Here is an 18,326-nt window from a genome sequence, read left to right as displayed (position 1 = left end):
CTACTTCAACTCCTCCTCCGGGTGAGCCACATCGGCGTACCGGTCGTCGAGCAGGTCGCGGAACGCCGTGTTCATGCGTACGACCGCGTCCTTCGCCGCCTCGGAGAGCCCGGCGTACTTGAAGTAGCCGTGGGGGAGCGTCGGCTCCTCCGAGGCATGTACGTGTACGCCCGACGCCCGCAGTCGCTGCAACAGGACGCGGGCGTCGTCGCGCAGTGGGTCAAGCCCGGAGCTGAACAGCACCGTTGGCGGCAGGACGCCGAGGTTCTCGGCCAGCACCGGGGCGAAGCGCGGATCCTGCCGCTGCGCCGGATCGGACACGTACGCCTCGATGAACCATTCGACGGCTCGGGAGGTCAGCCCGAACCCCTCGGAGAACTCGGTGCGCGAAGGCAACGTCGGGTCACCCGAAGTGAAGGGGCATACGAGCAGCTGCGCGACCGGGGCCGAGGGCGATGACGCGAGGGCGAGAGCGGCGCCGAGGGCGAGATTCGCTCCGGCGCTGCTGCCCGCGACCGCGATCCGGGCCGCCGCACCGGCGAACAGCGTGCCCGCGTGCTCGTGCACCCAGCGGACGACCTCCACCGCGTCCTCGTAGGCACCGGGAAATCGATGCTCGGGCGCCAGCCGGTACTGCACCGACACGACCGGCCGCCCCGTGACCTCGCACAGCATCCGTGCCTGGGAGTCGTGAGAATCCAGGTCTCCCTTGACGAAGCCGCCGCCGTGGAAGAAGACGATGACGCAGTCGTCGCGAGGGCCTTGGTAGAGGCGGATCGGAAGGGACCGGCCCCTGAGCGGCGCGAGGTCATCGCGCACCAGCGGATCGGCGACCGGAGGGCCGGCCGTAGGTGCCCGCAGGTCGGCCTTCACCTCGACAGTTCTGAGCACTTCGGCGATCTGCGGATCGAGCTCGTGCGCGGCCACAGCGTGGGTCACCGGGCCAGACATGCGGCCAGGAATCGCTGCACGGCGGGCAGAACGGCGAAGTGGTCGTGAGCCGTGTCCGGGACCGTGTCGAGGCGTGCGTCGATGCCGTGCTCACGCCAGTTGGCATGCAGCGCGTGGACGCGCTCGATGCGGTTGCTGCCCGCCGGGGCGGGGCCGCGCGCGTCGGGCGGCGCGAGTTCCGCGCTGCCGGTGTCGTTCTCGCCGATGACCAGCTGGACGGGCAGGCCGCGAAGCGCGCTGGGGTCGACCCCGACGCCGAACTGCTCCTTGGCATCGGACGTGCCGTGCCACCAGGTCCTCGTCGGGTCCAGCAGGGTGACCCGGCCGGGCGCCCCGACGGACAGGGAGGCGAGCCGGTCGGGGTGCAGATAGGCGAAGCGGTGCGCGAACTGGCCACCGCCCGAGAACCCGTGCAGATGGAAGCGGTCGGTTCGCACATGCCAGCGGGCGGCGGCCTCCTCGACCATGGCGAGCAGCATCTCGTCGGCCCGGAATCCGGCCGGTGAGGGCAGCTTGTAGCTGTCCACGTCATTGGGGCCGGTGATCCCGGCGGGGAACAGCGGTACGAGGACGACACAGTCCTGCCGCTCGGCGAACTCGGCGAAGGCATTGCGCAGGGTCTCGGCGCGACGCCGCGTCCCGTGCACGGCGATCACCAGCGGGCGGGCCGGACCGTCGGGACCGTGCCCCTTGGGGACGTACAGGGAGTAGGAGAACCGCGGGTCGCGGGCGAGCGCGAACTGTGCGGTGGGGCCGGTGAGGAAGGACACGCCGGGGTGGTCGGCCGGCAAGTCCCAGGGGGACAGGGGGCGTTCGGCGGTCATGAGGCGAGGTCCGGTTCCATGGGGAGGTCCATGAGCGGGGCGTACTGCTGGCCGGCGTAGCAGTCGGCGTCGCGCAGGTCGCCCTGGACCTCCGGGCGGGGGAGGGAGACCTTCACGGCGAGGGCCAGGGGGTGGTTGACGAGCAGGATGTCCGCGGGGTGGACGCCGTAGAGGCGGGCGAAGAGGTCCTTGTTGAGGAAGCCGGTGGCGACGAGGGTGTCGTAGGCGGCCTGGTCATGGCACATGAAGTCGAAGGTCAGGGTGAAGGGGCCAGCGTTCTTGGAGCGGACCAGGGAGCAGAAGTCCAGCAGGGTGGTCATGGCTCACACCTCCTCGGTGACGGTGCGGAACAGTTCGGTCGGGGTCACGCCGGTGACGACGTGGTTGAGGGCGAAGCGGTACAGCGGCCCGCGGTCCGTCTCCGGCGGGGAGAAGGGGTAGGCCAACGTGGAGACCAGGCCGTCGTACTCCGGGATGGGCAGGTGGCTGCTGGCGTGGGCGACGAAGGTCGCGACGGCGTGCGCGGTCGCCTGGTCCGGGGCGGTCACGGTGATCAGGACGCCGATCTCGCGGGGCCGCAACGGCTCGGGTTCGGCTGCCGCGAGTACGGCTCCGTCGCCGTACAGGCGGAAGTCGATGTCCACGTCGGCCGGGTCGACGTCGCCGCCGAACACGTCGAGGATCTTGTCCGCGAAGTACTTCTTGGCGAAGGGCACCAGGTCGGGCAGGTGCCGGATGACCACCTGGTCGCGGACGCCGCCGACGATGACCGTCTGGTGGCCCACGAGTTCGGCGCCTTCGAGCTTGTTCGTGTAGCCGTCCGCCGGCATGAACCGTGCCCCGCGCACCCGGACGGTCCGCTCGTCGACGGCCTCGTACGTGGCCTCGGTGGTGTCGAGGATTCCCGACGGCTCGACTATGCGGAACGGGTCGGCGTTCTCGTACAGCGTGTGCGCCGCGACGGAACGAGGGGTGAGCCGGCTGTCCTCGGCGAGCGTGGTCACGTCGAAGTGGTCGTCGCGCAGATGAACCAGCAGACCGTTGGCCGACGGCGGGACGGCGCAGGCGGCGCCACACTCGATGGTCTTCGCCATGTGCCAGGTCAGCCCGGGGTCGGCTCCCCGCATATGGGGGACCGCCGCGAACAGCGCGGTGTCGCTGGCCCGGCCGGTGAGGATGACGTCGCACCCGGAGCGCAGGGCCTCCTCGATCGGCTCCACGCCCATCATGGCGACGGTGTGACTGCGTGCGAACAACTCCCTGTCGATGTCCGGCGCATGGGGCAGCGGCGCGATGCGGCCGGCGTCGAAGAACGCCTCCAGGCGCTCGGCGGGCTGGTCGGAGTAGATCAACCCCATGGTGAAGTGCAGGTTCTCGGCCTCGGCGATGCCGCGTACGAGTGCGGCGACCCGGTCGACGCCGACGTCCCGTCCGCTGGTCCCGCAGGACCCGATGATCAGCGGTACGCCTAGTTCGTCGCGTGCCCTGAGCAGCAGGCGCAGGTCGCGGGTGACGGCCTGGTCGGAGAGCTTGGGCGTGCCGGAGCCGAGGGCCGCGGGCCCCGAGTCGGTCGAGCCGGCGTCGCAGGCGATGACGTGGGGCCTGGCTGCGACGCCGCGCCGGAACGCCCCGGCGTCGAAGCCGGCGCCGAGGGCTCCGGTCGGAGCGAGGATGCGGAACTCCATGAATGTCTCTGTTTCCTGTGCGATGGGGCGTGGTCAGGGCAGGTCAGGCGGTCGGCGTCAGGCGGCGCGCCAGCCGGGTGAAGACGACGAAGGTGATCGCGGCGAACAAAGCACCGTCGAGGAGCATGAACCGCCAACCCGTCACGTCGACGGTGAAGCCGAGCAGCGCCGGGCCGAGCGCCGCGCCGGTCGACGACGCGACGGTGTACAGGCCGGTGTAGGTGCCCACGACATGCCGGCTGGGGGCGAGATCCCACAGCGCGACGAGGGCGTTCACGGCGAAGGTCGCGTACCCGATCGAGGTGACGACCAGTGAGACGACCGTGCCGGGCACGGTGGGGGAAGCGAAGCCTATGAGCAGGCCGACGACGAACAGCCCCACGCCGTAACGGATCGCCCGTACCTGGCCCAGTCGGGACGAGGCGTAGGCGAGGGGGACGACGCACACCAGGAAGGCGACGGCGCCGGGCAGCGCGAGGCCGCCCGCCGCACCGCGGGACAGGCCGAGGGTCTCCGTGCCGTACGGCGTCATCAGTGCCCGCAGTGCGGACCACATGCCGGCGAAGCAGAAGATGCCGAGCATGAGCAGGGCACGCGCGCGGGAGGGGTCGCTCACCATGTCCTTGACGACGGCCCAGGGCGACGAGAAGTCGGTCGGTTCGGCCTCTTCCTTCGCCTCGGATACGGCCGTGGAGTGCCGACGGCCCAGGAAGACCCACGAGGTGGTGAGGAGCACCAGCATGAGCACGGGCGGAAGCGCGAACGCGACGGTGATGCTGCGGTCGACGACGAGCAGGCTGATCAGGGCCGACACGACGATCGTGAGACTGACGCCCGCCTTGACGAAGCCCTGGGCCTTGCCCCGGTGCGCGGGGGAGAGGTAGTCGGAGACCAGCGTCTCGGTGACGCCCTTGAACGCGTTGGCCGTGGCCGCGAACGCGACGATGCAGAGCATCAGCGTGGGCAGATCGCCGGTCCACGGGATCAACGCGAAGGGTATGGAGGCCAGCGCCGCGCCGGTGAGGACGATCGCCCAGCGGCCCCTGCCGTCCCGAGCGCGGCGGTCGGACACGAAGCCCATCCACGGCTGGATGAGGACGCCGAGCAGGTTGTCCATGCCCATGATGAGCCCGACCAGGCCCGCGGAGGTGAGGTACTGCCGCAGTTCGGACGGGACTTGGGCGTCGTAGAAGTTCCAGACCGACTCCTGGGCGAAGACCGCGAGGGTCACCCACAGGACGGTGCTCGCACTCATCCGCCCCGGAGAGATGGGGGCGTTCCGGAGTGGGTGCGGTCGTGCGATCTCAGGCACGGCGGCTCCTTTGCCATATGCCATAGCAAGCGCGTGGGACGGGAGGTCGTGCGCCTGGGTAGCGGCTCTGCTATTTGCTATAGCTTCATGAAGATGGGCGACGCCCGCGTGCGCGGCAGCGGCAGCCACCCGGTTCTCAGGCCGGGAAACGCCCCGAGATCAGAGAATCGCTGGACGCGGCGCTATGGGCGCTCATCAGCTCCGCCGCCCGGTCGCCGTCGCCGGCGGCGATGGCGTCGTAGATGGCCCGGTGCTGGCGGTACCGCTCCTCCACCGCGCCGCGCCGGTCGCCGCCGACCTCGGCGAGGACCGTGGTGCGACGTTCGTCCGCGCCGAAAGCGTCGACCATGTGCAGCATCTGGAGCAGCGTCGAGTTGCCGCTCGCCCGGTCGACGAGGGTGTGGAAGGTCCGCATGCAGTGCAGGATCTCCTGGATCAGCTCGCGTTCCTCGGCACTGCCCGACTCGATTCCGTCCGCCTGCCCCCGCAGACCGTCGGCCTTGTCGAGCAGCGCGCGCATCTCCCGCCGCTGGGCCGCCGTCGACTTCTCGGCGGCCAGCCGGGCGGCCAGCGAACGCAGGGAGTCCCCGATCATGGTGAACTCCCGCAGCTCCTCCTCCGCGAACTTGGCGATGCGGACGGAGCGCGGCCCCGTCCGCTCGACCAGGCGGTCCTGCTCCAGGCGCCGCAGGGCCTCACGCACCGGCGTCGCGCTGATGTCCAGCGACTCGGCGAGGCCCCGCTCAGTCACCTTCTGGCCCCGTTCGAGGCTGCCGGAGATGATCGCCTCTCGGATCGCGGTGTACGCCTGATCGCCGAGTGTCGCGGAGACCGTGAGGTGCGGAAGCTGTCCCATGTGCAGCACCGTATTTGCTACAGCATTATTTCTCAAGGGGTCGCGGCCTGCACAGGCACCTTGGGTATCCGCCCTCGGCCTCGACGATGATCCGGTCGAGGCCGAGGGGGGTGCTCGAGCGAGACGCCGTTCCACTGCTACGGCAGTCCGGCGCTCGCGAAGTACGCCCTGCACACCGTGCCCTCGAAGTCGGTGGCGATCTGGAGGACACGCCTGCCGTCCGCCGAGGGCAGGAGCGGTGAGCTGTAGTTCTGGCAGTAGTTCACTTCCGGGTTCGGCACGGTCACCGGCGCGGCGATCGCGGACCAGGCCCCGCTGCCGTTCCGCGAGTTGGTGAGGATCGTACGGCCGCTGCCAGCCGCGGGCGTTCCGTCCCGGTTGAGCAGGCGCTGCCCGATCAGCAGGATCCGCCCGTCGGCCCCGCCGCCCGGCGTGGGCGCCCAGGCGATGGTCGGGGCGGCGCGGAAGTACCTGCCGTCCGCCGTCTCGGGGCGGATGCCGAGGTTGGCGGGGTCACCCCAGTTCCAGCCGTCGGCGGAGGTCCGGTAGTGCACGACGCACTGGTACTGGCCGCCGGGATTGCAGATCTCGTAGCTCATGAAGTACGTGCCGTTCGGCAGGCGTCGCACCACCGGCATCCCGGGCCGGTCGGGCGCCCAGGCACTGGCCACGGTGTTGTGGTGCCCCTCCCAGCGCACCCCGTCGTAACTCCGCGCGGCGACCAGCTTCTGGCTGTGCGCGGCGTCGGTCTCGTCGGCGTAATGGCAGACCAGGGCGCCGTCGGCCGCAACGGAGAACTCCGGTTCCCACAGCCCGCCCGTACCGCTCGCGACGGCGCAGGACGACAGGTACGACCAGGTGCGGCCCACGTCGTTGCTCCGCCAGATCCGCAGCGCCATACGGCGGTTCTGCTCGTCCTGGCCGACGGAGGCGGCCCACAGCAGCGTGCCGGCCGGCAGCGCGCCCACCTGCCGGGGCAGCTCGAAGAGGGTGGAGCAGCAGAGTCCCTGGCCCGCCGTGGACTCGGGGTCGGCGACTCTGCCGACCTCGCGGAAAGTCGCCCCGGAGTCGGTGCTCTCGTGGATGGCGCCGATGCCGTTGTTGCCGTCGAAGGTGACGACACTCGCGAGGACCCGGCCGTTGGCCGAGCCGTTGTGGGCGAGCCGAATGGCCCGCGGATACAAGCCCGTTCCGTCCCGCAGTGGCGTTCCGGTGGCGGTGAGGGCGGGCGTGGACGCCGTCACGGGGGAGGGCCCGGGGGCCGTCGCGGCTGTGGTCAGGGGGGAGGTGGCGGCCGGGGTGGCCCACAGCAGGCTCAGTGCGCCGGCCAGTGCGAGCGCGAGGAGTCGATGCCGTCCGAGGGCATGCCGAAGTCGCAGGATCACCATGGTGTTCCTTCCGGGTGGGGGAGACGCGCGTCAGGCTAGAGCGGAATGTACATCGATGTAAACGGGCGTGACGGAAGCCGTTCGACGAAAGCCGACCAGCCCTCGACGCAGCGGCCGCGAAGCGTCCAGGCAGGGGAAGGCCCCCGTGCTACAGGAGCCCGTACGTCTCCTGACGCCGATTCAGTCGGCGGGGGAGTCGTGCGGCGAGGAAGTCGATGAGTCGGCTGACCCGCTGCGGGACGTGCGCGTCGTCCTCGGTCAGGGCGTAGATGTCCGCGGCCGGCGTCGGCACGTCCGGCAGCACATGGACGAGCTCTCCCCGGTCGAGATGCGGCCCGACGTGCCACTCCGAACGCATGATGATGCCCCGCCCCTCCAGGGCCCACCCGGTCACCACGTCACCGTCGTTGCTGGACAGACTGCCGCGGACGCGGATGTGCCGGGTGCCGGCGGTGTCCCCGAAGCGCCACAGCGCGAAGTCGCTCTCGTTCTCGCGCAGCACGATGCAGTCGTGCCCGGCCAGGTCCTCGATGCTCGTCGGCGTGCCGTGCCGGGCGAGATAGGACGGCGCGGCACACGGCACCCGCCGGTTCTCGGCGAGACGGCGCATACGCAGCGACGAGTCGGGCGGGGCGCCCACATGGACGGCCACGTCGAACTCGCGCCGATGGGGCCGCAGCGGAAGCGCCGAGGTCTGGAGCCGGACGTGCAGCTCCGGATGGGCCTGCGCGAACTCGCCCAGCAGCGGGGCGATGTGCGAGCGCCCGAGGCCGAGCGTGGCCTCGACGATCAGCGAACCGCGCAGCCCGCCCGACCGGTCGGTGATCGAGTCCTCCAGCTCGCGGACCTGGTCGAGAATCGTCGCCACGCGGGCCGCGTAGAGCTCGCCCTCCGAGGTCAGTACGAGTCGCCGGGCACCGCGCTGCACGAGCCGCACGTCGAGCCGGCGCTCCAGCGCGCTGAGGCGCTTGCTGACGACGGGCAGGGAGCAGCCGAGTTCCCGCGATGCCGCCGTGAGGGTCTCGCTCGACGCGACGACCTGGAAGAACTCCAGGTCGTCCAGCGGTGAGCGGTTCTTGCTGCCCGGCTGCCCGGGACGGCGGAGGTTTTCCACCCGGGAAAGCCTACCTTTCCGGCTACGGGCTTGTTGTGGGTATCGCGGCTGGCCAGGGTGTTCCCCAGGCCGTGAGCGGGACGCAAGCCCCGCACGCCGAGCGTCCCGGTTCACCGGTCGACGCCGTCCCATCCCGCAGGTGCCGCACGTGGTCAATGTGCTGCATGTGCTTCACGCGCTTCGTGTGCTGAGGAGAGAGATTCGTGCCGCAGACTTACCGCATCGCAGCGATTCCGGGCGACGGGATCGGCCGCGAGGTCGTCCCCGAGGGCCTGAGAAGTCTGCATTCAGCCGCCGAGGTGCACGGATTCGCCCTCGACGTCACCGAGTTCGACTTCGCCAGCGCCGACTACTGGCTGCGCCACGGCGCGATGCTCCCCGAGGACTGGCGGGACGTCCTCGGCGGCTTCGACGCGATCTTCTTCGGCGCGGTCGGCCTCCCCGAGGTGGTCCCCGACCACATCTCGCTGTGGGGCAGCCTCCTCCAGTTCCGGCGGGGATTCGACCAGTACGTCAACCTCCGCCCCGTCCGGCTGCTGCGCGGCGTACGCAGCCCGCTGCGCGATCACGGGCCCGGCGACATCGACTTCTACGTCGTCCGCGAGAACACGGAGGGGGAGTACTCCAGCATCGGCGGCCGGATCTTCGAGGGCACCGAGCGCGAGACGGTCATTCAGGAGACCGTCATGACCCGGACCGGCGTCGACCGGGTGCTGCGCTACGCCTTCGAACTCGCCGCCGCCCGCCCCCGCAAGCACCTCACCTGGGCGACGAAGAGCAATGGCATCTCGATCTCCATGCCCTACTGGGACGAGCGCGCGGCCGAGATGGCGGAGCAGTACCCGGACGTGTCCGCCGACAAGGACCACATCGACATCCTGACGGCCAAGTTCGTGCTGAAGCCCGACCAGTACGACGTCGTCGTCGCGAGCAACCTCTTCGGCGACATCCTCTCCGACCTCGGCCCCGCCTGTACCGGCACGATCGGCATCGCCCCCAGCGCCAACATCAACCCCGACCGCACCTTCCCCAGCCTGTTCGAACCGGTCCACGGATCGGCGCCGGACATCGCGGGCCTCGGCATCGCCAACCCGGTCGGCCAGATCTGGAGCGGCGCGATGATGCTCGACCACCTCGGCGAGCACGAGGCAGCGGCACATGTCGTCGCCGCCATCGAGACCGTCCTCGGCGACCGGCCCGACGTGGTCACCCCGGACCTCGGCGGCACCGGCACAACCGTAGGACTGGGCAAGGCCATCGCCGCCGAGATCGGTCGCGGAGCCGGTCCGGACCGGCTCGCACCCATCGGCGACGTGGTCGCCGGCAAGTAGGGCGAGCCGCCGCCCCCGAACCCCCCGCTCCAAGCACTTCATCCGACAGCCGCCAACCCGGCGGCGGCGCGAAGGGACGACCCTCATGACGACGACGTCGGCAGGGCAGCGCTCAAGAACCCGGAGCATCACATTCCTCGTCGCTCTCGCGGTCTTCGCGCAGGAGTCGACCTGGAACTTCTACGAATCCCAGGTACCGCCCCTCCTGCGGGAGCACATCGGCAGCGCGGCCGTGGTAGGTGTGCTGATGGGCATGGACAACCTGCTGGGCATCTTCGTCCAGCCCTGGATCGGCAACCGCTCGGACCGCACCCGCACCGCCTGGGGCCGCCGCATCCCGTATCTGGTCGTCGGTATGCCCATCGCAGCCGCGCTCTTCGTCGTCATTCCGCACACGGCGGCCTCCCTGCCGCTGCTGATCGCGGTGATGTTCGCCTACGCGCTGGTCGCCAACACCTTCAAACCCATCGCCGAGGCGTTGGTCCCCGACTTCATCGCGCCCGAGCGACGCAGCCGCGCCAACGCCGTGGTCAAGATCGCGACCAGCCTGACGGCCATAGTCGCCGCGCTGATCAGCATCTTCCTCGTGGACGACCACCTCAACGTCGCCTTCGCGATTCCCGCGGCCATCATGACGGTGTCCATCGTGGTGCTCGGCGTCACCGTGCGCGACAGCCGGTCCCCGGCCTACCAGCAGGTCCTGGCCGAGAGCCGCACTGAGCCCGCCGACAGCAGGGCGCCGCGCGTGCGCGACACGTTCGTGGAGATCTTCAGGGACCGGGACCGCAGCAGGCTCCTGCTCCTCGCCGCCATCCTCCTCTTCGGCAGCGCCTGGGCCGCGTCCCGGTCCCTGATCACGCCGTACGGCATGGAGGCCCTCGACATGTCGCGCGGCGACGCCGGCGGCCTCACGCTGCCGAGCGGAGTCGCCTTCATCCTGGCCGCCTACCCGGCCGCCCTGTTCGCCGAGCGCTACGGACGGCTGCGCGCCATGGCCGTCGGCATGTCCGTCTTCGCCGGGGCCATGCTGCTCGGCACGCTCCTCCAGTCACCGATGGGTGCCACCGTCGCCCTGTGCATCGCGGCCGCCGGAGCGAGCAGCTTCCTCGTCAACGCGGTCGTCGTCCTGTGGAACCTCGCTCCTTCGGCCAGGGTGTTCGGGACGTACGCCGGTATGTACACCGTGAGTTGGGCGGGCGGCGGCTTCCTGGGGCCTGCGCTGGTCGGGGGAATGGTCGACCTCAACGGGTGGTCCCTGATGCTGGTCGACATCGCCGCGGTCGCCCTGCTGGCCATCATCGTGATCGCCAGGATGGGCACCCTGCGGCGACGGTCCGCCCTGGCCCTCGCGAAATGACCGGACCGCCGCGCAGCACGACAGCCAGAAACGAGAACCGTGTGCCCCGCATCCTGATCACCACGGACTATCTGCGCCCCGGCGACGAGGTCGACGCCCGCCTCAACGCCCACGGCCACACCACCGTCCACGCACCCATGGTCGGCCGCCGCGACCCCGAGCAACTCGTCGCCGCCCTCGACGGCATCGACGCCGCCCTGGTCGCGAACGAGCCCCTCACCGCCGACGTCCTCTCCAGGGCGCCCCGGCTGCGGGCCGTCGTACGGACCGGCGTCGGCTACGACTCCGTCGACATCGTCGCCGCGGCCGGGCTCGGCATCACGGTGAGCAACCTGCCGGGCGTCAACGCCAACGCCGTGGCCGAGTACACCCTCGGCCTCCTGCTCGCCTCCGCGCGCGGACTCGTACAGAGCGCGATGGGCGTCGCCGCCGGCAACTGGCCCAGGGAGGACGGCCACGAGCTGCGCGGGTCGACACTCGGCCTGCTCGGGTACGGCGCGGCCGCTCGCGCCGTCGTACCGCTGGCGCGGGCGTTCGGGATGCGGTTGCTGTGCACCACGGGCGTGCCGGAGAAGGAGCGCGCCGATCCGGACGTGCGCTTCGTCGAGCTTCCCGAACTGCTGGCGGAGTCCGACTACGTCTCCGTGCACACGGCGTTGACCGAACGCACCCGAGGCCTCCTCGACGCGTCCGCCTTCCGCCTGATGAAGCCGAACTCGGTGCTCATCAACACCGCTCGCGGAGCCGTCGTGGACGAGCAGGCACTCGCGGACGCCGTACGCACGGGCCGGATCGCCGGGGCGGCACTCGACGTCGTGAGCGAGGAGCCGCTCGCAACGGACAGTCCCTTGAGGGGAGTCGAGGGAATCGTCGTCTACTCCCATCTCGCGGGACAGACCGCCGAAGCCCGGACGGCCACGGGCCTCGAGGGTGCGGCCGAGGTGATGGCCGCACTGGCGGGGCAGCCCCGCTTCGCTGTCAACGCCCACCTGCTGAAGACCCACTGACAAGGAATGAGGAACATGGACAAGGAACCGGTTGACTTCGTCACGGTCATGGCGCCGACCGGCATGCTCGGAGCCGGCTTCCCCGAGGCGACGATCGAGCGGGGCCTGCGCCTCGGCGCCGACGTGATCTCCGTCGACGGCGGCAGCACCGACTCCGGCCCCTACTATCTCGGCGCCTCCCGGCCCAAGACCACTCGCGCCGCCGTCGCCCGTGACCTGCGCATGCTGCTGAAGGCAGCGGCGCGTGCCGACATCCCGCTGATCGTGGGTTCCTGCGGCACCAGCGGCACCGACAACGGCGTCGACTGGGTCGCGGACATCGTGGCCGACGTCCAGTCGGAGGAGGGACTGAACCTCCGAGTCGCGCGGATCTACAGCGAGCAGGACTCCGCCGACCTCAAGGAACGCCTCGACGCCGGTCGGATCCACGCGCTGTCTCCGGCGGAGGAGCTGCGGCCGGAGACACTCGAAAGCTGCACGCACATAGTGGGCGTCATGGGACACGAGCCGATCGTCGCCGCGATCGAGGCCGGCGCCCAGGTCGTGCTCGCCGGCCGTGCCACCGACACCGCCATCGCCGCCGCCGTCCCTCTGATGAAGGGGATGCCGGCCGGGCCGTCGTGGCACGCCGCCAAGATCATCGAATGCGGTGGACAGTGCACCACCGACCCACGGGCCGGCGGCGTACTAGCCACCATCGACGCCACCGGATTCTCCATCGAACCGCTGGCCACGACCGCCGCCTGCACACCGAACCTCGTCGCCGCGCACATGCTCTACGAGACCGCGAACCCGTTCCGGATGCGCGAGCCCGACGGCACTCTGGACGTGAGCGACGCCACGTACACGGCAGTCGACGAGACCACCGTGCGGGTCGAAGGCTCCCGGTTCCATGTCGCCGACCAGCACACGATCAAGCTCGAAGGCGCCCGCATCACCGGCTACGAGACGATGTCCTTCACCGGTATCCGGGACCCGCACATCCTCTCGGCCATCGACGACTGGGCCGCTCTCCTGCGCACGATGATCAAGCAGCGGGTGGAGCAGACGATCGGCCTGACCGACGATCAGTACGCCTTCGACGTCCGCCTCTACGGCTACAACGCCGTCCTCGGGGACCTCGATCCGGCGGAGAGCGCGCCCCGAGAGGTCGGCGTCATGCTTCTGGTCAACGCGCCGGACCAGGCCACCGCGACCGCCGTCGCGAAGATCGCCAATCCGCTGATGCTCCACCTGCCGACGCCCGACATGAACTACCTCCCGAGCCTCGCCTTCGCCACTTCGCCGGCCGAGACCGAGCGCGGTCCCGCGTACGAGTTCGTGCTCCATCACGTCGTCGACAGCCGTACCCCCACCGACATGTTCCGCATCGAATTCGAGGAGGCCACGCGACGTGACTGAGACGACCCCCACCACCCTCGCGGACCTCGCACACGAGATCCGATCCAAGAACGCCGGCCCGTTCTGGGTCACGATGGAGCTGTTCATGCGTGACGCGGACGGCTACCGCATCGCCGCGGACGAGTCCTTCCTCGACGAGCGAACCGTGGCCCGGCTCTACGACGTCGACGAGGCGTGCATCCAGATATTCCGGATCCCGTCGCTGAACGTCGTCAAGATCTCCTTCCCGCGCCCCGTCAGCCAGGCCTCGCTCTTCGACCGCGACATCCACTCGGGCCAACACCATGTGCCGCTGGCGGTGTTGCCCGTACCGAACGACTGAGCAGGAGGCCGAGTCGTCCGTCCCGGTCCGCCGCTACCCCTTCCGGGCGAGTCCGCCGTGCTCGGCGACGACCTCCGGGGCGGACGGACCGGGCTCCGGACGCCACTGCGTCACCGATACGACGCCCGGATCGACGAGCTCCAGGCCGTCGAAGTACGCGGTGATCTCGTCGGCGGTCCGCAGGTTGTACGGGACGGCGCCGCTGCTGTTGTAGGCGTCCTGCGCCGCCTCGAAGACCGGGTCGATGCCGAGTGACCCGTCGTTGATGGAGAGGTAGCTGCCCGCGGGCAGAGCGTCCATCAGCCGGGTGACGATGGATCGGGCCTGACCGTGGTCCGCGATATGGCCCAGGATGTTGCTGAGGATGAGCGCGGTGGGCCGGCCGAAGTCCAGTGTGTCTGCGGCGGCCGCGAGGATGCGGTCGGGGTCCGTGACGTCGGCGTCGACGTAGGCGGTCGCACCCTCCCGGGTGGAGTAGAGCAGGGCGCGGGCGTGGGCGAGGACCATCGGGTCGTTGTCGACGTAGACGATCCGGGCCTCGGGCGCGAGCCGCTGGGCGACCTCGTGGGTGTTCTGGGCCGTCGGAAGGCCGGTCCCGATGTCCAGGAACTGCCGGATGCCCGCCTCGGAGACGAGATACGTTATGTTGCGGCGCAGGAAGGCACGGCTGGAGCGGGCGATGGTCACGATGCCGGGGAAGACCGCGGTGTACGCGTCGCCGGCCTCCTCGTCGACACGGTAGTTGTCCTTGCCGCCGAGCCAGTAGTTCCAGATGCGGGCGGAGTGCGGAATCGACGCGTCGATCCTCGGATTCGTCGGCTCCGGAGCTGCCGCGGGGTCACTCATGGGTCGCATCCGTCCTTCGGTCGAGACGTGGATCATTCACGGCCCAACCTATGCCCCAATGCGCTTCGTTCGTGGGCCAGTTGGGACTTTTCGCGATCAGGACGCACCGCAGGCCGGCGCCCGCATGATTCCCGAGCTCGGATTGATGCCGAAGAGGCGCGTGAGATATCGGAGCATTTCTGATGCGGGAAATCCGGTGGCAGTACTGAAGTTACCCGCAGGTTTCTCGTGACTTATTTCACGCTTGTGAGTAGAACTCGTTTCCATTGTGTGAATGGAAGGAGATCTACGTGGAGTCAAGACCACCCAGCACGCAGGAAGGAAGAGGCCTTTCTCGTCGTCGCTTCATTGGTAGAACAGGTTCTATTCTAGGCGCCGCAGCTCTCGGCGCAATCGACCTTCCGAACGCCGCCGCCCTTTCGCAGCAGGCGGACGTGATCGAACCCGGTGCACAGGTCACCGCACTCGTCATAGGCACCGGCTACGGAGGCTCCGTCACCGCACTTCGGCTCGCCCAGGCCGGTGTCGACGTCCACATGGTGGAGATGGGCATGGCCTGGGACACCCCGGGAACGGACGGCAAGGTCTTCGCCAACACCACCAGCCCCGACTATCGGTCCTTCTGGCTTCGCACCCGGACCAAGCAGCCCCTGAGCAACTTCCTCGGCTTCCCGCTCGACCGGGACGTGCCCCGCTACACGGGGATCCTGGACGCCGAGGAGATGGGTGGCATCGTGGTGTACCAGGGACGGGGAGTCGGCGGCGGTTCCCTCGTCAACGGCGGTATGGCGGTCACCCCCGAGCGGAGCCGCTTCCCCGGAGTGCTCCCGTCGGTCGACGCCGACGAGATGTACGACGTCTACTACCCGCGAGCGAACAGCACGCTCGGCGTCGCCACCATCGACCCGGCCTGGTTCGAGACGACGGAGGCCTACAAGTACGCACGGGTCGGCCGCAAGCACGCCCAACGCTCCAACTTCCGCTTCGTGTTCGTCCCCAACGTCTACGACTGGGACTACATGAAGCAGGAGGCAGCCGGAGCGGTGACCAAGTCGGCGCTGGCCGGCGAGATCCTCTACGGCAACAACCACGGCAAGAAGTCCCTGCCGAAGACCTACCTCGCGCAGGCCCGCGCCACCGGCCGGGTCGCCATCTCACCCCTGCACCGGGTCACCTCGGTGACCCCGACCAGCGGCGGCTACACCGTCACCATCGAGCAGCTCGACACGAGCGGAGCCGTCACCGCCACCAAGACCGTACGGGCGCAACGGGTGTTCTTCGCCGCGGGCAGCGTCGGCACCAGCAAGCTCCTGGTCCGCCTCAAGGCGACGGGCGCGCTGCCCGGCCTCAACAAGGAGGTCGGCAACGGATGGGGCGAGAACGGCAACGTCATGTGCGGTCGCGCCAACCACCTCTGGGACCCGACCGGAGCCCTCCAGTCGTCCATCCCGACCGCGGGCATCGACAACTGGGCAGCCGGCGGCGCGTTCGCCGAAGTGGCACCGCTGCCCACCGGAATCGAGACCTGGGCGTCGTTCTACCTGTCCATCACCAACAATCCGCACCGCGGCCGGTTCACCTGGAACGCGGCGACGGGGAAGGTGGACCTGGACTGGCAGACCGCGTGGAAGCAACCGTCGATCACCATGGCGAAATCCATCTTCGACAAGATCAACGCCACCGAGGGAACCATCTACCGCACGGACCTGTTCGGCACCTACAAGATCTGGGGCGACCACCTCACGTACCACCCGCTCGGTGGAGCCGTCCTCGACAAGGCCACCGACAACTACGGTCGCCTGCACGGCCATCCGGGCCTGTACGTGATGGACGGCGCGCTGATTCCCGGCAACGTCAGCGTCAATCCCTTCGTCACGATCACCGCGCTCGCCGAGCGCAACATCGAGAAGGTCATAGCAGAGGACTTCTGACCGTCCTCACGTCCCCGTCAGCGGGCCGTGCGGACAACTGTGGGCCGTGGCCGATGCGCCCCGGCCCGCAGCTCTAGGCGCGCCTCATCAGGAACCCTGCGGCGACGGCAGCACACACACGCTGTCGAGCCCCAACACATGGTTGAGCCGGCCGAACGCGAGCCATGAGCCGATGCTCATGCTCAACTCCACGATCTCCGCCTGGCTGTAGTGCGCCTTCATCCGTGCCCAGAACTCGTCGTCCAGGTTGTGATGGTCGACCGCGTAGCGCTCCGCGTACTCGGCCGCGAGCCGGGTCCGCACGTCGAAGGCGTCCGTCGTACGCCACTCGGTGACCGCGTCCAGGAACCCTTCCTCGACCTTCTCCCCGTCGCGTTCGGTGCGCCAGTCCAGGCAGAAGAGGCATCCGTTGATCTGCGCGATGCGCAGCCGGGCCGCCTCGAACTCGCGCAGTCCCAGGGTCGTGTACTGATACACGGAGAAGGAGAAGGCGCTGGCCGCGTGGCCGATCTCGGGCACCAGGTCGCCCCAGACGTACGGGATGGGCTCGGCGCCCGGTGGGATGTCGATCTGCATGATCACTTCTTTCCCAGTCTGCCCACCGCGGGGCGCAGCGGGACGTCGAGTGCGTCGTAGAGACCGGGTCCGGCCTCGACGAGCCAGTCGATGGCGTTCACCAGCCGGCCGGCCGCCGTCGCGTTGCCGCCGGCAGCCCTGTTCTCGCCCTCGTCCGTGGCCTCGACCGAGACCTCTATTCGGGGGCGCCCTTCGATGATCACGCGGTGCGCACCCGCACCGCCGTCCGGCGGCGCCGGCCAGTCCGAGGCGCAGGTGGGGTGGATGCGGGTGATGTGCTCGACGATGATGCGGGGCTCGCCCGCGACCACGCCCTGAACCTCGAGCCGTACCGCTCCCTGGGTACCGGCCGCGAACTCGCCCATCGTGCCGGTGACGACCGAGGTTTCGAGGGGGCGGCGTTCCAAGGTCTCCTCGATGCCGTCCAGTTCGACGCCGAGGGCCCGTGCCATCATCCGCAGCTGTCCGCCCCAGATCATCGTCGGAATGCCCTCGGCCAGCATCAACGGCTGATAGTCCAGCGGGTGTCCCATGCCGATCAGGTCGCGAACGGCCTCCTCCTGGTCGTACGTCGAGTAGTCGAAGATCTCCTGGCACCGGACGGCGTCGATCTCCGACCCCAATCCGCTGACCAGCAGCGGCAGCACGTCGTTGGCCCAACCGGGGTCCACCCCCGACACGAACAGCGAGCCGCCCCCGTCCCGCGCGGCCTCGGCCAGCAGGTCACGGATCTCGTCGGGGGCGTTCGTGCAGTCGTACATGCCGTACACGGACGGCGTGACGACCACCGCACCGGCGCGGAGCGCGCGGCCGATGTCCTCGATCGCGCCGTCCGGGCGTACGTCACCGGACGCCGCGTACACGACCGCCCGGGGGCCCGCCGACAGAACGGCGTCGACGTCGTCCGTCGCCGCCACTCCGAGGCGCCGCCCGAGATCGCTGAGTTCACCCGCGTCCCTGCCGACCTTGGCGGGACTCGACACCAGCACGGCCACAAGGCTGAGCATCGGATGCGCCGCGACAGCCCGGATCGCCGCACGCCCGACGTTGCCTGTGCCCCAAACCACCGTGGGAATCATGGGCGGAGGGTAACGATGCACCCCAAAACTTCCCATAGCCGTGCACGAGGAATGCCGGAGGAGAGGCGTCGAAGGCCCGTTCATGTTCAGGTACATGATGGGTATTCACAAACCAGGCCAGTCAGTTGACTCCGGTCTGCCGACTGGGCTTCACGCGCCTGGTCAAGCTCATCCGGAGCGCCAACTCCCCTCCGGTCATTCGAGAATGTGAACCAAGTCTGGTCGACAGTCTTGTCGGTCGGCCGAACGGGTCCTATGGTCTCCACCCAGAAAGCGCTTTCTCCAGCGTCATGCGCCACCAGCCCCGACCCTCATGAGCCCGGGGCTGTCGCACACCCACGCGTCA

17 protein-coding genes are annotated in these 18,326 nt (G+C 69.4%); 6 read left to right on the top strand and 11 right to left on the bottom strand.

Going from position 1 to position 18,326, the window contains the following annotated elements; translation table 11 throughout:
* The 8 genes from PGH47_RS01105 to PGH47_RS01070 all read right to left on the bottom strand — a co-directional run bounded on the left by PGH47_RS01105 (position 1) and on the right by PGH47_RS01070 (position 8,130).
* The gene (locus PGH47_RS01105; protein ID WP_271661766.1) at positions 1 to 939 is read right to left on the bottom strand and encodes an alpha/beta hydrolase; all 939 of its coding nucleotides are present in this window, start codon (positions 937 to 939) and stop codon (positions 1 to 3) included.
* A complete protein-coding gene (locus PGH47_RS01100) occupies positions 936 to 1,775 on the bottom strand; it encodes a PHB depolymerase family esterase (protein ID WP_271661765.1) in 840 nt (279 codons plus the stop codon). Before PGH47_RS01100 ends, PGH47_RS01105 begins: the two co-directional genes overlap by 4 nt.
* Positions 1,772 to 2,095, bottom strand: a complete 324-nt coding sequence (locus PGH47_RS01095; RefSeq protein ID WP_271661764.1) for a DUF4387 domain-containing protein — start codon at positions 2,093 to 2,095, stop codon at positions 1,772 to 1,774. Before PGH47_RS01095 ends, PGH47_RS01100 begins: the two co-directional genes overlap by 4 nt.
* A 3-nt stretch (positions 2,096 to 2,098) precedes the next feature.
* The gene (locus PGH47_RS01090; protein WP_271661763.1) at positions 2,099 to 3,460 is read right to left on the bottom strand and encodes an acyclic terpene utilization AtuA family protein; all 1,362 of its coding nucleotides are present in this window, start codon (positions 3,458 to 3,460) and stop codon (positions 2,099 to 2,101) included.
* A gap of 43 nt (positions 3,461 to 3,503) precedes the next feature.
* On the bottom strand, positions 3,504 to 4,715 hold the full coding sequence (locus PGH47_RS01085; RefSeq protein WP_271661762.1) for an MFS transporter: 1,212 nt from the start codon (positions 4,713 to 4,715) through the stop codon (positions 3,504 to 3,506).
* A gap of 193 nt (positions 4,716 to 4,908) precedes the next feature.
* On the bottom strand, positions 4,909 to 5,628 hold the full coding sequence (locus tag PGH47_RS01080; protein WP_271661761.1) for a GntR family transcriptional regulator: 720 nt from the start codon (positions 5,626 to 5,628) through the stop codon (positions 4,909 to 4,911).
* Positions 5,629 to 5,765: 137 nt separating this feature from the next.
* Complete coding sequence (locus tag PGH47_RS01075) at positions 5,766 to 7,016, bottom strand: exo-alpha-sialidase (RefSeq protein ID WP_271661760.1); 1,251 nt, start codon at positions 7,014 to 7,016, stop codon at positions 5,766 to 5,768.
* A gap of 148 nt (positions 7,017 to 7,164) precedes the next feature.
* Positions 7,165 to 8,130 (bottom strand): LysR substrate-binding domain-containing protein, encoded by a 966-nt coding sequence (locus tag PGH47_RS01070; protein WP_271661759.1) that lies wholly within the window; start codon positions 8,128 to 8,130, stop codon positions 7,165 to 7,167.
* Between the two features lie 203 nt (positions 8,131 to 8,333).
* Between PGH47_RS01070 and PGH47_RS01065 the strand changes: the two genes are divergently transcribed.
* The 5 genes from PGH47_RS01065 (at position 8,334) to PGH47_RS01045 (ending at position 13,548) form a co-directional block, all read left to right on the top strand.
* Positions 8,334 to 9,461: a tartrate dehydrogenase gene (locus PGH47_RS01065; RefSeq protein WP_271661758.1), complete on the top strand. Its 1,128-nt coding sequence runs from the start codon at positions 8,334 to 8,336 to the stop codon at positions 9,459 to 9,461.
* Between the two features lie 85 nt (positions 9,462 to 9,546).
* On the top strand, positions 9,547 to 10,818 hold the full coding sequence (locus PGH47_RS01060) for an MFS transporter (protein ID WP_271661757.1): 1,272 nt from the start codon (positions 9,547 to 9,549) through the stop codon (positions 10,816 to 10,818).
* Positions 10,819 to 10,859: 41 nt separating this feature from the next.
* Positions 10,860 to 11,825, top strand: coding sequence for a phosphoglycerate dehydrogenase (locus tag PGH47_RS01055; RefSeq protein WP_271661756.1), 966 nt, complete (start codon positions 10,860 to 10,862; stop codon positions 11,823 to 11,825).
* Between the two features lie 15 nt (positions 11,826 to 11,840).
* On the top strand, positions 11,841 to 13,226 hold the full coding sequence (locus PGH47_RS01050) for an acyclic terpene utilization AtuA family protein (RefSeq protein WP_271661755.1): 1,386 nt from the start codon (positions 11,841 to 11,843) through the stop codon (positions 13,224 to 13,226).
* On the top strand, positions 13,219 to 13,548 hold the full coding sequence (locus PGH47_RS01045; RefSeq protein WP_271661754.1) for a DUF4387 domain-containing protein: 330 nt from the start codon (positions 13,219 to 13,221) through the stop codon (positions 13,546 to 13,548). The genes PGH47_RS01050 and PGH47_RS01045 overlap by 8 nt, the downstream gene beginning before the upstream one ends.
* Positions 13,549 to 13,581: 33 nt before the next feature.
* Here PGH47_RS01045 and PGH47_RS01040 read toward each other — a convergent pair whose 3' ends face one another.
* Complete coding sequence (locus PGH47_RS01040; RefSeq protein WP_271661753.1) at positions 13,582 to 14,394, bottom strand: SAM-dependent methyltransferase; 813 nt, start codon at positions 14,392 to 14,394, stop codon at positions 13,582 to 13,584.
* A gap of 290 nt (positions 14,395 to 14,684) precedes the next feature.
* On the opposite strand from PGH47_RS01040, the gene PGH47_RS01035 reads away from it, so the two are divergent.
* The gene (locus PGH47_RS01035; RefSeq protein ID WP_271661752.1) at positions 14,685 to 16,325 is read left to right on the top strand and encodes a GMC oxidoreductase; all 1,641 of its coding nucleotides are present in this window, start codon (positions 14,685 to 14,687) and stop codon (positions 16,323 to 16,325) included.
* A gap of 87 nt (positions 16,326 to 16,412) precedes the next feature.
* On the opposite strand, the gene PGH47_RS01030 is transcribed toward PGH47_RS01035, so the two are convergent.
* Positions 16,413 to 16,901, bottom strand: a complete 489-nt coding sequence (locus tag PGH47_RS01030) for a carboxymuconolactone decarboxylase family protein (RefSeq protein WP_271661751.1) — start codon at positions 16,899 to 16,901, stop codon at positions 16,413 to 16,415.
* Between the two features lie 2 nt (positions 16,902 to 16,903).
* On the bottom strand, positions 16,904 to 17,980 hold the full coding sequence (locus PGH47_RS01025; protein ID WP_271661750.1) for an NAD(P)H-dependent amine dehydrogenase family protein: 1,077 nt from the start codon (positions 17,978 to 17,980) through the stop codon (positions 16,904 to 16,906).
* Between the last annotated feature and the right edge of the window lie 346 nt (positions 17,981 to 18,326).

This window comes from Streptomyces sp. HUAS 31 (genome assembly GCF_028198125.1).
Lineage (GTDB): Bacteria > Actinomycetota > Actinomycetes > Streptomycetales > Streptomycetaceae > Streptomyces > Streptomyces chartreusis.
This window is presented reverse-complemented; position numbering and strand designations above follow the sequence as displayed.